This window comes from Streptomyces sp. NPDC046931 (assembly GCF_040644655.1).
Taxonomy (GTDB): domain Bacteria; phylum Actinomycetota; class Actinomycetes; order Streptomycetales; family Streptomycetaceae; genus Streptomyces.
Map to the genome: position 1 here is coordinate 22,224 of NZ_JBEYWX010000002.1, position 14,941 is coordinate 37,164.

At 66.9% G+C, this 14,941-nt stretch carries 9 protein-coding genes; 4 read left to right on the plus strand and 5 right to left on the minus strand.

The features are described from left to right. The first annotated feature begins 773 nt into the window (after positions 1-773). From ABZ876_RS04155 to ABZ876_RS04165, 3 genes are read left to right on the plus strand one after another with little or no spacing between them, the layout of a single operon-like run. Positions 774-1,274, plus strand: coding sequence for a PASTA domain-containing protein (locus ABZ876_RS04155; protein WP_361774000.1), 501 nt, complete (start codon positions 774-776; stop codon positions 1,272-1,274). Next, positions 1,271-5,083: a GTPase gene (locus ABZ876_RS04160; RefSeq protein ID WP_361774003.1), complete on the plus strand. Its 3,813-nt coding sequence runs from the start codon at positions 1,271-1,273 to the stop codon at positions 5,081-5,083. Before ABZ876_RS04155 ends, ABZ876_RS04160 begins: the two co-directional genes overlap by 4 nt. 2 nt (positions 5,084-5,085) lie before the next feature. Beyond that, positions 5,086-6,699 (plus strand): GTPase domain-containing protein, encoded by a 1,614-nt coding sequence (locus tag ABZ876_RS04165; RefSeq protein ID WP_361774006.1) that lies wholly within the window; start codon positions 5,086-5,088, stop codon positions 6,697-6,699. Between the two features lie 313 nt (positions 6,700-7,012). Here ABZ876_RS04165 and ABZ876_RS04170 read toward each other — a convergent pair whose 3' ends face one another. Both ABZ876_RS04170 and ABZ876_RS04175 read right to left on the minus strand, forming a co-directional pair. Beyond that, positions 7,013-7,690, minus strand: a complete 678-nt coding sequence (locus ABZ876_RS04170; protein ID WP_361774009.1) for a hypothetical protein — start codon at positions 7,688-7,690, stop codon at positions 7,013-7,015. A gap of 167 nt (positions 7,691-7,857) precedes the next feature. After that, positions 7,858-10,569 (minus strand): ADP-ribosylglycohydrolase family protein, encoded by a 2,712-nt coding sequence (locus ABZ876_RS04175; RefSeq protein ID WP_361774012.1) that lies wholly within the window; start codon positions 10,567-10,569, stop codon positions 7,858-7,860. Between the two features lie 1,148 nt (positions 10,570-11,717). Here ABZ876_RS04175 and ABZ876_RS04180 point away from each other — a divergent pair. Then, a complete protein-coding gene (locus ABZ876_RS04180) occupies positions 11,718-11,921 on the plus strand; it encodes a hypothetical protein (RefSeq protein WP_361774015.1) in 204 nt (67 codons plus the stop codon). A 224-nt stretch (positions 11,922-12,145) separates the two neighbouring features. Here ABZ876_RS04180 and ABZ876_RS04185 read toward each other — a convergent pair whose 3' ends face one another. The 3 genes from ABZ876_RS04185 to ABZ876_RS04195 form a co-directional block, all read right to left on the minus strand. Next, the gene (locus tag ABZ876_RS04185; RefSeq protein ID WP_361774018.1) at positions 12,146-13,096 is read right to left on the minus strand and encodes a restriction endonuclease; all 951 of its coding nucleotides are present in this window, start codon (positions 13,094-13,096) and stop codon (positions 12,146-12,148) included. Between the two features lie 123 nt (positions 13,097-13,219). After that, positions 13,220-13,447 (minus strand): hypothetical protein, encoded by a 228-nt coding sequence (locus ABZ876_RS04190; RefSeq protein ID WP_361774021.1) that lies wholly within the window; start codon positions 13,445-13,447, stop codon positions 13,220-13,222. 47 nt (positions 13,448-13,494) lie between these two features. Beyond that, on the minus strand, positions 13,495-13,737 hold the full coding sequence (locus ABZ876_RS04195; RefSeq protein ID WP_361774024.1) for a hypothetical protein: 243 nt from the start codon (positions 13,735-13,737) through the stop codon (positions 13,495-13,497). Positions 13,738-14,941: the final 1,204 nt, after the last annotated feature.

Below are 14,941 nucleotides of genomic sequence, written 5' to 3' on the forward strand. Positions count from 1 at the left end.
TGTCCGCCGCCACGAGGAACCCGTCGCAGAAAACCGTCATGCGGCCGCCCGTCCGGCAGGACGGCGAGGATGGATCTGATCGTCCCCAGCGGCGCGCAGCCGCTCCGGTCCATGCCCGCAAAACAGACGACGCCCGGGTCGACCGAAGTCAACCCAGGCGTGTCATAGCAGGTCAGAGGGGGTTAAACCCTCCTCCGCAGCCGTAGGCCCTGTGGGACTCGAACCCACAACCAATGGATTAAAAGTCCGGCAAGCGGTGCGCGCATGTTTCCTGATCTTGCCCCCGTTTTCCCTGTCTGCGCAGGTCACAGGCCCAGTGGCGTGCAGGGCCTTCGTGATCTTTCACCGCCTTTCTCCGTCCTTCCGTTCCCAGAGCGTTCCCAGAGGAACCCGTCCCGCGGTGCCGGCGGCAGGGGCCAGGCAGTCCCCCAGGTCAGCCGAGCGCCGGATGAGGGGAGCGTCGGAGTGCCTTCCCAACACCAAGAGGCCCTACCCGGTTGGGGTAGGGCCCCTTGGCCGTCTGCGCGTGCCCTGTCCGGGCCGGTGAGGACAGGCTAGCGGCTCTGTCGCGCGATCGCCTGGCGATGCGGGCACACGACCTGGGCGCTGGGTACATAGCGCGCCGTGAGGCACTGGCAGCGTGCCCCAGCACGCTCCGAAGCACTATCGACCGGCCACCCCGCCGTCAACGTGGCAACGCCTCACAGTGCCTTCACCAAGGCCGCACATGTCGCATGATGGTGCCTCAGCAGCGGAACCGCTCAGGGGGGATCATGCACACCCGAACCATCGCCGCGGCGCCCACCGCGCTCATGCTCACCGCCTGGGAGGGCACTGACACTGCTAGCAGCAAGCCCAGTAGCGTGCAGAGCGCCAACGACCAGCTGCCGGCCGCTGGCAACGCGCCCGCCACGGACGACAAGAAGACGGTCACCCTGCCGGACATGATCGGTAAGGGCCTGCAGTCCGCGCAGGACCGGGCTCAAGCCGTCGGCTTCTACAGCCTGACCTCGCACGACGCCCTCGGGCGCGGCCGCATGCGGGCCTTCGACCGCAACTGGAAGGTCTGCTCGCAGACCCCGACGCCCGGCGAACACCCGACCGACACCAAGGTCGACTTCGCCACGGTGAAGCTCGAGGAGACCTGCCCCGCCACGGACGAAGGCGCCGCGCCACAGGCCGCCGGATCGACCATGCCCGACTTCACCAGCAAGTCCGTGAAGGTCGCCTGCCAGGCCCTGGACAGCTCGACGAGCATCACCGTCGCGCCATGACCGGTCTGTCAGCGGGAAATGGTGACGAGTTGGCGACAGAGGTGGTGTCGCTGGATGAGGCCGTTCGATCGGCCGTCGAGCAGGGACGCGCGGAACTGACGCGTCTGGATGACATCACGGACGACCTGGTCGGCGCATTTGCGCAAGGGCAGCGCGTCGCGTCGTCCTCGTCTGGCTTGATCATCCGACTGGATGACTTCACTCGTGGGTTTCCGGGGGAACTGCGACGTCACCTCGATCGTGAGCGCGAGTCGCTCGGGTCGTTCAACATCGCGTTCTTCGGACGCACCGGCGTCGGAAAGAGCACCCTGCTGTCGGCGTTCGGCCAGCTCGACGGGGAGTATGTCTCACCGGGTGTCAGCGATTGGACCACCGAGGTGCGTCCAATCGAGTGGCGGGATTGCCGGCTGTTCGACACACCCGGGATCAACGGCTGGGGACGGACCGAGAGCCGCGAGGATCTCGAGGCCAAGGCTCGCGAGGCAGTCGAGATCGCTGACATCGTGCTTCTGTGCTTCGACAGCCAGTCTCAGCAGGCGATGGAGTTCGAGAAGATCGCCGCCTGGATCCGCGACCACGGAAAGCCGGTGGTGGCTGTCCTCAACGTCCGCAACTTGCGCTGGCGCCACCCCGCGAAAGTTCGCGAGGCTGGCCGCAGGAATCTGTCCGAATCGGTTCGCCAGCACACGGACAACATTCGGACCCAGCTCGTACAGATTGGGTTGCCCGACACACCGGTCGTCGCGATCCACAGCCGACGGGCCTTGTTCGCGCGCGCCACGACCCCCTTCCACGGCCCAGCCCCGGAGAACTTCCACCGCGAACGGGATGAGTTCGGGAAGGACTACCTCGATCGCTGGTCGAACTTCGGGACGCTGGAGCGCCTGATAGCCACCTCGATCGAGGAAGGCGGCGCCGAGCTCCGGTTGACCGCGCTGCGCGAGGACGTCCGGTCACGGTGCCGCCGAGGGGTCGGCGAACTCGAGGACCTGGCGGTCGAGATCGAGCAAGAAGCGGCATCCCTCGAACGCGAGGTCGAGTCGCTGTTCGCCGTGTTGGGCTATCCGGAAGAGGCCGAACGTGCCGTGTGGCTGCACGATGTGGCTCTCAGCGCGGATCTGGTTGAAGTATCCGAGCAGGCGCGGGGCCGCCCGTACACGTTGCCGGTCAAGGGAGCATTGGACCGCTTCGTCCGGCACCTCGCTGCTTCGCACCTCGCGGGATGCCGCCGACAGGCGAAGGCCAACGCGGATGATCTGATCCGGAGGGCATTCGACGAGCAGACTGCGATCGACGAGTCGAAGTTTGCGGAGGTTGTTTTCGATCAAGATGTCATTTCCGCTGCGGTGGAGGCTGTTCGGGCGGATCGCCGGGCGTTCCTGCAGCGTGAGCTTGAAGTCGCGGTGGACCATGAGTCCATCGACAACGGGGCGGCGGTATCGCACGCCGCGGTGATCCTCGGCGACGAGGGCGGCGGTGAGGCGGGTGATGTTGTCAGGGGCGCGGGCATCGCGATGGGTGTAGGCGCCCTTGCGGTACCCGCCGCGTTGGCCCTCTTCTGGAATCCCGCAGGTTGGGTACTCGGCGCAGCTGCCGCGGGCGTCGGGATCGTAGGACAGCTCCAGCAGCATTTCGGCAAGAAGATGAGCCAGCAGGCGTCGGAGCAGGCGCAAAAAGCGAAGGCTCAGGCTTTTACAGACTGCCATCGCGCTGTGGATCAGACGTTCGTCGATTATGAGGATGCCCTCGTCCGCGACAGCCGGGAAGCTGCGTGGTCGTTGTTGGCTCCTACGGTCGGCGAGTCGCTCCGCGCTGCGATCGAGCTTCGCATGGCGCGCAGCCGGATCGTGCGGTTGATCGACAGCCTGCAGACCTACGCCGGTTCGATCAAGCCCGCACCTGCTGTGACCGACGTCATGCTGCGTGCGCAGCGTCGGATGGGGGAATCCCCGGCCGAGGTGACCCGGGCCTTGTTGGGCGAGGACTGGCTCGAGTCTGGCATCGGCCACCAGTCGGCGCAGATCGACCATGCCGTCCATGAGGCGTACTCGAGTCGCCGGGAGGAGGACCGCAGCCGGCTGACGCGCGCAATAGCTGCGGCGTGGAGCGCACCGTCGACGGCAGACATCCACTCTTGGCGAGGCGACCTCGAGGACGCGGCCCGACGCGACCCGGCGCTGTTCGATATCGCACGAACCTTCTGGCGCGTTGCCGGGGCAAGGCCAGTTCTTGCCGTCCTCGGTGACTACAACTCGGGAAAGTCGTCGTTGATCCGTCGGATCATGGTGGACAGCGGCCGGCAACCGCACGCTGCGTTTGACATCCGGGCGGTGCCCGCGACCGCAGCCGCGAACCGCTACCAGTTCCCACGGTTCGATCTCGTGGACACGCCCGGCTTGCAGAGTGGGCACGACGAGCACGACACCGCCGCACTCGAGGCGATCGCCGAAGCTGCTCTCGTGTTCGTCGTCGTCCACATCAATCTGCTGGTGGGCAACACCTCGATATTGGAAGAGCTCTCGCGTGGTTCGGAGATGATTGTCGCAAAGGGCGGGCGGATGGTGTTCCTCGTCAATCGGTGCGACGAACTGGGCGTGGATCCGCTGACTGCACCCGAGGCATTTCTCAACCTGCAGAAGCGCAAACGCGAGGAACTGCGTGCAGCCTTCGCCGTTCGTTCCATCGAAGTCGATATCGACAGGATCCACTGCTTGTCCGGCGATCCGTTCGGCCTGGTGGGAGGCAATGTAACGGCAGAACCCGGTGATTTCGACGAGAATCGGCTGTGGGACGGCGTGACCGCATTCACGGGCGCCATATCAGGACTCTCCGACGAGCAGCTGTCCGCTGCGGCGGCGTCGGCCGCCTTCGATGCGACGGTCACCGACCTCAAGCGTCACCAGCACACGCTTCACCAGGTGCAGGTCGACGGCACGAAAGAGTTGCGTCGCTCGGAACCGGTGATCGCTACCCTCCGGGCTGCAGTGAACGACGCCGTGGTCCTCGAAGGTTCACTTCGAGAGGACGCCCGCCGTATGGTGGACCGCCACTTGGTAGCGGCGAAATCCGCGGTCGCGAAACTCGTTCGTAAGGACGGCCAGAAGCTGGAGAATCTCGTCGACTCCTGGTGGAAGGCTCCGAAGTTCGAAGCTGATCTCGAACGGTACCTTGCCGACGCGGCATGCCAACTGGACGAGTGGTACAGCGACCACATATCAGCAATCGGACGCGAGATGCGCGCTGCCGAGTTCCAGGTGACACCCGAGTTCGCGGCAGAATTCAAGGCCCAGGGAAACGCCTGGTACGAGGATCTGACCGAGGGTGCCGGCAACGTCGCAGGAGCCGCAGCGCCGCTTGCGAAAGCCCTTGGAACTCGGAACGCGGTTTACGCGATCGGCAAGCAGTTTGGTTATAAGTTCAAGCCGTGGGGTGCGGTGAAGGGCGGCGTCAAGGTTGCCAAGGTCGGGGTCGTCCTCGGGGTCGTCGCTGCCGTCGTGGATGCCGCGGCGATGGCCAATGACATCCAAAAGGCTGGGGAACACAAGAACCAGCAGGAGTCGGCGTTGCAGGTGATTGACGAAGCGGCTGCGGGGATCGTCGAACAGATCACGCACGGTGAGCAGGGTGAAGGTCCCGTCGGATACCTCGAACAGCGGACCAAGGAACTCGAAACATTGCTCGACGAGCACCTCGATTTCGAATCGTCGATCAGGGAACGGATGGACTCGGTGAAAGCGCAGGCCGAGGTGGTCGGGGCCTTGATCGCGGCTGCGGACGAATTGATCGGCACCCCAGAGAGGAACGAGTAACAGTGGTCGACATCGATGCCGTACGGGACTGGCTGGGGCGACTTCCAGGCGGATCGTTGGTCGGGCAGTACGTCGACGACTGGGATGCGTTCGAGAAGCTGGACAGACCGGTCGTAACCCTCTTCGGGTCCTACGACACCGGCAAGAGTTCCCTGCTCCGCCGGTTGCTCGTCGATTCGGGCGGCGATGTTCCCGGCTGGCTCACGATCAGCGCACGCCACGAAACCTTCGAGGTCAACGACGCCGAGGTCGGTGGGTGCATCATCCGCGATACTCCCGGATTCGCGGTCGGTGCGTCCGACATTCGTGCACAGAACAATTCGCGCCGATCGATGGCGGCGGTCGGACTCACGGACGTCGGCATCGCGGTACTGACTCCGCAGTTGGCGACCGCCGAACGCGACATGCTTCAGAAGCTGTTCACGCGGGAATGGCCGGTAGGGTCGATGTGGTTCGTCATCTCGCGGTTCGACGAGGCGGGTGTGGACCCAGAGTACGACCTCGCGGAGTACCGGCAACTGAGTGATCGCAAGGTACGCGAGTTGCGGGAACTGTTCGAATTGGACGACAAAACACCGGTATTCGTTGTCTCGCAGGACCCGTTCCAGACGGCAGGCCCGGACACAGATCTCAGCCGAGAGACCTGGGATGACTTCCGTGACTGGGACGGCATGAGAGACCTCGCGGATGCGTTCGAGGCGGTGTCCCCTTCGGCGCTGCCCAGATGGCGGCACACGGCCGGGCAACGGTACTGGACAGCGGTCCTGGACGAAACCATGACCGAACTACGTAGGCAACTGTCGGAGTACACGGCGCGTGCCGACGTAGCTGCCAGTGGCGTCGCTCGCCGCGACGTATGGGAGAGCGAACTCGACACTCTCGATCGGGCCGCTCAAGCCAGCCTCGACGGTCTCATCGAGGAGGTGATGCGGCGGTCGTGGGAGCCGAGTTCCGGCCCCGGTGCACTTCAGGCCGAGATTCAGCGCACGCTCGACGAGTGGTTCACCAAGCACGAGGTCCGCCTCCAACGGTTGCAGCAGTCGATCCGCAAGACCAAGGAGCGAGAGCGTGCCCGCCCCTCCTGGGCCGGCTTTGCTTCGTTGGTCGCGACACTCGGGTCCGGGGAGGACGCCTCCACGACCCCGGCAGGGGCCGGCGGTGCCGCAGAACATGTCGAGACGGTCGGGACTATGTTGATCGATATGTTGAAGGCCGCGAACAACGCACCCGTGCCGAACGCCGGCGGGAAGGCCCGTTCGGCGAAGGCGGCCGGGGGCCTGGGACGGCATATCGGCATCGCCGAAGCCGCGCTTCCCCTTGCCGTCTACCTGGCGAAAGTCGTCGACGCGCAGGGAGCGGATCGCGCGCGCCTGAACCAGGACAAGGCGGCGGCCGAGAAGCGACAACAGGTCGTCACTGAGTGCACGCAGCGCACTCGCGACACCTGGCAGCCGTTCGTCGACGACGTGCGTGAAGCGATCGTCGCGGAGACGAGAGACCAGGTCGACCTCGACGCAAGCCTGCGCCAACTCGTCAAGCAACTGCAAGAAGCTGTGACGGAAGGCGAGGGTCTCTTTCGAGCGGGTACCGTGCCCCTGCCCGAGACAGAGGCGTAAGCGAGTGAGCCACTGTGGCCCAACCTCAGGGAACAGGTCATTAGCGGGTCTTCGAAGTTACGGGGGGTGCAGCCACGCGGGATGCTCCTCCGCGTGGCCGCCGGGCTGGCGAGGGTCCAGCAGGGGCAGGGACTGACCGTCGTCTGACTGGTGCGGACCGCGGCCCGTTCCATGCCGCCGAGCACGTCGCCGTTGGCGGAGCCGAGCGCCAGGGCCGTCGGCTCTACAACGTCGCTTCAGTCCCGTTGGGAGCGTGCGCTCGTCGCTGCTGATACACAGAGAGCATGCCGATGCCGCGTACGGCGCCTGGCAATCAGGGCAGTTGCTTGCCGTGAAAGAACAGCGCCGCCTCGACCTGGTCCGGCAGAACGCCTCGTCTCTGCGCAAGGTCGTGTACTCCCTCCAGGTACTGCCTGTACTGGTCCGTGGTCCAGCCGTTCTCCGGCCAGTCGGCGTCGACCGTTTTCAGGTCTTTGAGGGCTTGCGAGACGACGCTGTCCAGGATGACCGGCCGATAGGGCCCGGTGAGGCTCTCGTGCCCGGCGAAGTACAGGACCTTGGTGAAGAACGCCGCCCCCAGGTAGGGGATGTGCTGGTCATTGTTCAAGGCCCAGTACGCTTCTGTAGCTCGTCGCTCTCGGAGCGCCGCGAGTGCCGCGTCGAGTCGCGCGTCGATGTCAGTACCTGGACAGGGGCGAAAGATTTGCGCGCGTCTGCCTACTGACCGGGCCTTGGTGCCCGTGCCCCAAACCAGCGCCGCGACGAGCAGATGCCGACGCCTTTCCACAGTGTCCGCCTTGTGAGCGATGCTGAACACGGTGCGGCGATCCACCCGCGGCCAATTGCCTACGAGTGGGCATGAGTCAAGTTCGGCCGGCCACCACGTGGCGTCTGGCAGCACGGATATCCAGCGGGCTCGGTCGAAGGGGAACGCCTGACCGAGCACCGTGTCGCGGTCCGGCAGATCTAGATCGTGCGGAAGGACGATCACTCTGGCTCCTTGATGTGGATACCTGCGTTGCAGATGTGGTGCGCGGCGTGCGGGACGTTTCCCTCGACGTAGATGAGGTGGCCGGCGGGCGGGTGCAGCGAGGTGCAGTAGGCGAGGAGCTGGTCAAGGTCGGCGCCTGGGAAGCCCTCAGGGCGCTCGGCGGATCACTAGCCGGGGTAGCGGCCGAACCAGTGCGGGTCCCAGCCTCCTCCGTACCCGCCGCCGCTGGGGCGGTCGACGATCTGGGCGACGAGGTCGCGGGCCAGGGTGTCGAGCACCCAGGACAGTTCATGCCGGCTCACCAGATCGACGGGCAGCGCCTCCGCGCCGTGGGCCGCTCCGAGCAGCGCCCCGGTCACGCAGGCCACCGAGTCGCCGTCGGGCGCTCCGGCGGCGAAGCGCAGTGCGGCGTCCACCTGGTCCCGCTCTGGAAAGGAGGCAGCGACATACAGGCCACCGAACAGCGCCGAGGGCGCGGTGGCGTCCGGGGCGAGGTAGGCGAGGCGTTTCGGGGCGGCAGGATGCTTGTCGGCCTGCTCAAGTGCCTTGATGAGCTGTACGCGTTCCCTGCTGGACAGGTCGGGGTCGATATCAGGAAGCGCGTGGATGGCGTCCATCAGGGCTTGGCGCACCTGCGACTGCGCGACGAACAGGGACTCCTGCACCTCGGGAGTGCTGGTCAGGCAGTAGCTGAGCAGCACGGTCGCGTGGGCCGCGGCGGACTGGGCGGCCGGGTCGCCGTGAGTGAGGGCGGCGATCTCGCGAGCCTGCCGTACCCAGTACTCCGGGTCGTGCCCCGCAACGGCCACGGCGACGGGGAGGGTACGGGTGAGCGCATGGCAGCCGCGGCTCGTCGTAGTCGACTTCTCCACGGTGCCCTGCTCGATCTTGGACAAGGCGGCCACGGTCGCCGGCGCCGAACCCCGCCGGTGTGCCAGCACGGGCACCTGGGCGAGCCAGCCGTCGGGCCACTCCTCGTCACCAACCGTGACCCAGCGGCTCCGCATCCGCTCCACCTCTATGCCCTGCAGGGCGGCCCACCGGCAGTAGGCGTGCCACACCACCGACGGGGGATGGCACAGGCCCCTGTGGTCACCGCGCACGCAAGCGCGGATCGTGCCCTCGGCGGTGAAGCAGGCCAACTGGGTGCTGACCCCGGCCCGCAACGAGCCCTCGGCCGGCAGCTTGCCCTGGGCCGCGCCCAGCGTGTCCCCCACCGCCAGACCGAGCAGCAGCCCGCGCACCCGCGAGGCCGCCCACTTCTCCTTCAAGAACTCAACCTGCCGTTCCGGCTCCGCGTCGCGCTCCTGCCGTACTTCCTCGACCTCTCGCGGCCGGCTCACCGGAGAGGTGCCACTGCTGGCCGCCGGGGTGGCCAACGCGTGCACCGCGTCCTGCATCTCTGGGTGCTTGTCGAGATGCCAGCCGCCGGTCAACACCCGGCGCAGGTCGTTCAGCGCGGTCTCGGCGTCGGTTCCGGTGGCCAGGTGGCTGTAGAGGGCTGCGACGGCCGGGGTGCGGCTCTGCCCGGCCGCGCAGTGCAGTAGGACCCGCTTGCCGGCGTGGCGGAGCCGCAGTACCTGGCGGGCTGCTTGGTCCAGGACGTAGTGGAGGTTGGCGTTGTGTCCCTGGCTGTCCACTAGCCAGACGCGGACATGCTCGATGTCGCTGCCGGGGAGGACCGGGTCCGTCCCGACCCGGCACAGAGAGACCACGGCATCGACGGGGACCGGCTCGGCACGCTGTGTCAGGGCCAGGTTGCCCAGTACCACCCCAGGGTCGTGCGGGTGGTGTATCGCGAAGGCCCGGCTGGACTGCGGCGGGATCGGCATGCGCTGCGCCGAGGGCCAGCCTGCGTCGTCGTTGCTCCCGCCGCGGGCGGTGAGCACTGCCAGTCGGACCAGGTCGGCCTGTCTGTGGCCAGGCCAGCCGTGGACGGCCTGCTGCCACTGGAGCGGGATGCCGGAGCAGCCCCAGCGTGCGCCGAGCAGGGCGCCGGCGATCGCCGCGACGGTGTCGGTGTCCGTCCCGGCGCGCACCGCCGCCTCCAGGGCGAGATGAAAGTGCTGGGTGGGGAAGCTGCCCTTGGCGGGCAGCAATTCGGGGACGGCGGTGCGGGTGACCGCCGACCAGGCGGCCTGGAGGGCGTGGACCACCCAGCCGTTGTTGCCGAAGTGGTGCGGCGGGTGGGCCTCCGCCTCGTCCAAGCGCCGCGCCCACACGCCCCGGCGCTCCGCGGGGAGCAGGTCCAGGCCGGCGCGGACGCCGTCGAACGTGCCCTTGAGAACCGCGGTACGGATACCGGAGCACCACAGCACGCAGGCGTCGGCGCAGTCGGGATCGGGGTGGGTGAGCGCGCTGACGGCGGTGGCGGCCTGGGCCATCTCCGCGGCGTCGCCCAGGTGAGCGAGAGCGACGATCCCGGTGCGCATCAGCGAGCCGTTCCCGGCGGCGCGATCGTTGCCGGCGGTGAAGCCTCGTGCGGCCTCCAACAGCGCCGCGCCCGGCGCTCCACCAGCCCGGCGGGCGGCGTCCAGGACGGTGCGGGTCTGCGAGCCGACGTCGGTGGCGCCGCCGCTCAGCCATTGCTGGAAGTTGGCGGCGATCTGGTCGAGGGCCTCGGGGGTGCGCAGGTCCGCCCCGGTGGCCGCGACGTCGGCGATGCACAACTGCATCTGGGTGTCGTCGGAGTACTCGCCGGGCTCGTACGGACCCAGGCCACCGCCGATCATCTGCGGCTGCTGGTCCTCGCGCAGCCTTGCCGCGAACTCGTAGGGCACGCCCAACGCGTCGCCCACGGCTGCCCCGAGCAGTACGCCGGCGGCCCGGTCGGCGCCCAGGGAGTCCAAGCAGGGCTGGGGTTTACGGGCGTGGCCCATGGAGCCTCCATGTGGTGCGGCGGCGCACGTTTGTGAGCCGAGCAGTGGCGGGCGGGCAGCGATCCCAGGCGTAAGAAGTCGGGGTGGCGCAGCCGCAACTCGCAGGCTGAAAAAGTCGGTTCATCGGCGGCTTGATGCTGCGCCAGATTGACACGACACCTCAGTTATCGTCAAGGAGACGATAGCGAGTGGTTGTCAGGATAGGCAGCAAAGGGTTCACAGCAGTACTCGTGCGGCCAACGCGCCCAGTCAAACGGTGAGGGATGCCACGTCGACCGATGGGCAGTCGCCCTCGCCGACCTCGTGGCCACGTCTCCGAAGAGGCAGCGGCCGGTGCACGGGCCGAAGGCATCGCGATAGGGGCCGCAGCCTTTGGCTTCGAGGACGGCGATCTCCCGCGGGAGGACGGGTGCACTTCAGTTGGCCGTTCTGAGCATGCTCTCCGTCTGCTCGACGTGCCGCTCGAACTGGGTCGGTTAGACCCAGCTCTCGTACTCGTTGCGGTAGTGCGGCCACGGCTGACCGGCCTGCCGTGCGGCGAGCAGGTGTCTGATACCTGCGGCCCACGAACCCGGCCGCGGTTATCGTGAACCAGCCGGGCAGAAGGACACACCGCAGCTGCTCCGCGCGGTGGATCTCCATTACGACCTGCCCGGATTTCAGGTTCCCGGGCGGCGGACCCATCGCGCGTCCATGCCCGAGAGCTGGAACAGTCGGGTGAGCGTGGGGCCAGAAGTCCGCCTGGCACTCGTCGATACGCTCTACCTGATCGAGGGGTTTGCCAGCGGCTTGGGGTCAATAGCTCGCGGCCGACCAGGCGCATCGTCACGGTCCGGCAATAACAGCCCGTGCTCCGTACTCAGCTGCCACTGTGGCTGCACGAAACTGCTGCACTGTCGGGGGGCTTCGTGCGTCGCATCATTCTGCCCATCGCCGCCATCCTGCTGACCGCCGCTTGCGGGGGCGGCAGCACCGGAGACGCCAAAGCGATACCTGCGCACACCTCCTCCCGGCCGACCGTTAAGAACCACGGCTCTACGGCGAAGGCCACCCCTAGCGGACCTCGCGCGGGAAGGGCCAAGCCGTCAGGCTCGGCGAAGAGCTGCCCGCCCACCCGAGACGTCCTCGTCTGGACGAAATCGGTTGGGGTGCCAGCCAACGCGCAGGCCCTGGGCAACTACAGCCAGGTGGACTGCTCGACGACCTTCCAGTGGCTGCAGCGCACGTCACCGACCGAGGCCGGCGAATGCACCGAAGCCGCGTGGGCGAGCGATAACCCCGGCTACGACGTCGACGCGGTCCCGGCCGCGCGATTGAAGAAGGTCCAGATGGCTGTCGGCCCTGCCTGCTGAAGCCACCAGTCGACGAGGTCGAGGTCCCCGCGGACTTTCCGGCGGCACGCGCAGGGGCCAGTGGTACTTGAATCGAACGCGCGTGAACGAGTTGCCGCCGTATGCCGCACGCCTACGCGTGATCCTGGCAGACCCCGACGAGCAGGCAGAGGACCCGTCTATCCCCGGCCGGCAGGTATTGGCTGGGCAAGCGATCGAGTGAGCCTCGGGTCAAGCGGGCCCGATCATGCGGTCTCGAAGAAGTCTTCGTCAGTCTCCACTACTCGAAAGGTCTGCCGCTCCTGTACCCCGATTCCGTGGGTGACCATGAGCCGTCCGAGACGTGGGCCATCGATGAGGATGACGCGTGGGGTGATGGACCGGGCGAAGGCGACGGCGTCAGGCGTGAACCGACTGGTGGTGATGAAGACGCCGCCAGCGGCGCCAGCGTGGTGTAGCGCGCCCAGGAACGCCTGCACGTCCGGCCTGCCGATGGGGTTGTCCGCCTTATACCGCTTGGCCTGAATGTAGATGCGGCCGATACCAAGGGGGTCCTGATTGATGACTCCGTCGAACCCGCCATCCCCGGGACCGCCCAGATGGACGGCTGCCTCGTCGCTGCCGCCATAGCCCATGGCGACTAGCAAGCGCAGGACCGCCTTCTCCAGGAACTCAGGCGGGGCGGCGTGAAGACGCTGCACCAGTTCGGTGGCGACGTCGGCATCAAGCTGTTCGACTGCTGCGCTGATCTGCTCGAAAGGTGTTTGATCACTGGTGTCGCCGCCGCCGGTGGGGCCGTCTGCCTGCGCCCCTGCGGATCCTTTGGATCGTGCTTGGAAAGCACGGAACTCTTCGAACTGCCGCAGTACATCGAGGCCGAACCCATCCGGATGCACCTGGGCCAATTTGAGTCCCCGTTCGGTGATTTCGAACAGACCACGGCGGGGCTTCCGCACGGCCTCGGCGTGGAACAGGTAGCTCAGCGCCCACGTCACGCGATTGTCGAGGCGCCGCTGTCCGCTGGGTATGACCTGATTGCGCTGCTCGGAGGTCAGCCCGAGCTGGTCGGAGACCTCGGCGATGATGTCGCGCGTCTGCATCGTCTTCCCGGCCGCCAGGACGGCTAGAGCGGGGGCGAAGAAATCATGAAATCTCGGCAGGTCGTCCACAGTGGCGTCCGTCGGGGTGTCGCTCACTCAACTCCTCCAAGTTGATCCTTGTGCAGCACAGGAGCGCAGAGCAAAATACACGCACGCAGGTCGGATGCGGCTGCAAGGACGATCACATCCACGTGCCGAAGTTCAGGCCGCTGATGGCCGTCAAGTCTCCGGTGCTTCCCGGTGGGTGCTGTCCTGGGTGAGGCGGATACGCGCCAGGGCCTCGGCGATCTCCGCGGTGTCCTCGTCCTCGGGACCGTAGACCACGCACATCTCGTCGTGGAGTGGTTCGAGCATCCGGCGGGCCTCGACGAGTCGTCCCTCGGACAGTTCCAGGAATCGGATGGCGCGACACAGTCCGATGGCCTCGTCGCTTGCGTCGCTGTCCACGGTCCGTACCTGGCGGAGGACGGCTTCGAACTCGTGCAGCGCGACAGTTACCTGGCGCAGTTCGGCGCGGCCTGGGCGCGGCAGGAACGTGCCTTTTCGCTGGTGGGCCCGGCAGTGCGGGAGAAGGCGCCCACTAGCGCGTCGACCTCGGGCAGGGCCGCCCGGCGGTAGTCGGCGCCGAGGAAGAGCACCGCGGCCCGCTCCATGCGCAGGTCCAGGACCTCCCCGTCGAGACCCTGTCGGCCGCCATCGCTGAGTCCAACGTGGGCGACCAGGCGGACGCGCGACACCAGGACAGCGATACCGCGCCCCCTGGTGCATACGTCTCCGAGGTGTCTCGGTGATACCGCCGGCAGGCGGCCATTGCTACCGGACGAACGCGCGGAGCGGCTGGGGTCGGGGTGACAACACGGCGAAGCTCCAGGTAGATCAGTGGTAACCACCGTCAAACAAGGGGGGCGAAGCCGAGTGGGTGTTGAAGCCATATGCCGTAACTGTGGGCAGATCGTTCACGTCGACGCGGCTGGCAACGTGGATTCCCACCGCCGGGCCCACTTCAGCCCGTTCCAGTGCTACGCATCTGGCAAGCCAGCCAGCGAAGTGACCACCGAACTCGGCAAAGGCGGGCCCCGACCCAAGCGTGCCGAGCGGTTTACTCTCCCCCCACAGGGCTTCCTCGAGCCCCCGGAGTGGCTCCCGGCATGGCGTGACAACCATCTGGCTGCGCTCGCGCTCCCGGCCGAAGGGCCGCTCGGCGTCTGGCTTCCCCAACACACCAGCTGGCACCAGGAACAGAGGATCGGGGACTACATGCCAACCAGTACCCGTCCCCTCTGGCAGGAGAAGCGAGGATGCTGGACCGTGCCCAGCCAGCACTTCCTGCGGCTGGCTGGTGAGCTGATGGCCAGGAATGATCGGATCATGGTCGGCCGCGAGTTCAACCCCTACGAGGCTTGTACCTCGAGCTGCAAGAACGCGCGGGGACCGCTCTGCACATGCTCCTGCCGGGCTAAGTACCACGGAGGGGGTCGGTGGCGGCGAGGCTGGACGACCCTCGCTGAGTTCGACACTCGGCATGAAACGCGTTCGTGGCACTGGATTGTCGTGACGAAGGCGCGATGAATCACAGATCATTCAGCTAATGGGGGCGTTGCGTCGCCTATCGGCGGGGCCGAGCACTGCCGGCTGCACCCCCTGTGGCACCTGCTCACCTTCCGGGGGCTACGGCACGGTGAGGCGTGCTTCCTGCCCTGGGACGAGGTGGACCTCGACCACCGACAGCGTCCGCGTCCTCACCCTCGATTCTGAGACCACCAGATTCCCGCGGGAGTGGCGGAAGAAGCAGGACGCCGAGCGGGCCGAGTGGTCTGCCCAGGGGACCTGGGTGGAGAGCGGGCGGGTGTTCACCCGGGAGAACGGCGAGGGCTACCACCCTCAGTACTTCTCCGACCGGTTTGAGCGGCGTCGACCTGCCGCAGATCCGGCTGCACGACA

Excerpts from the sequence above, each read along its gene's own strand:
- ABZ876_RS04155 (WP_361774000.1), top strand. The coding sequence starts at position 774 with ATGCACACCCGAACCATCGCCGCGGCGCCCACCGCGCTCATGCTCACC.
- ABZ876_RS04160 (WP_361774003.1), top strand. The coding sequence starts at position 1,271 with ATGACCGGTCTGTCAGCGGGAAATGGTGACGAGTTGGCGACAGAGGTG.
- ABZ876_RS04175 (WP_361774012.1), bottom strand. The coding sequence starts at position 10,569 with ATGGGCCACGCCCGTAAACCCCAGCCCTGCTTGGACTCCCTGGGCGCC.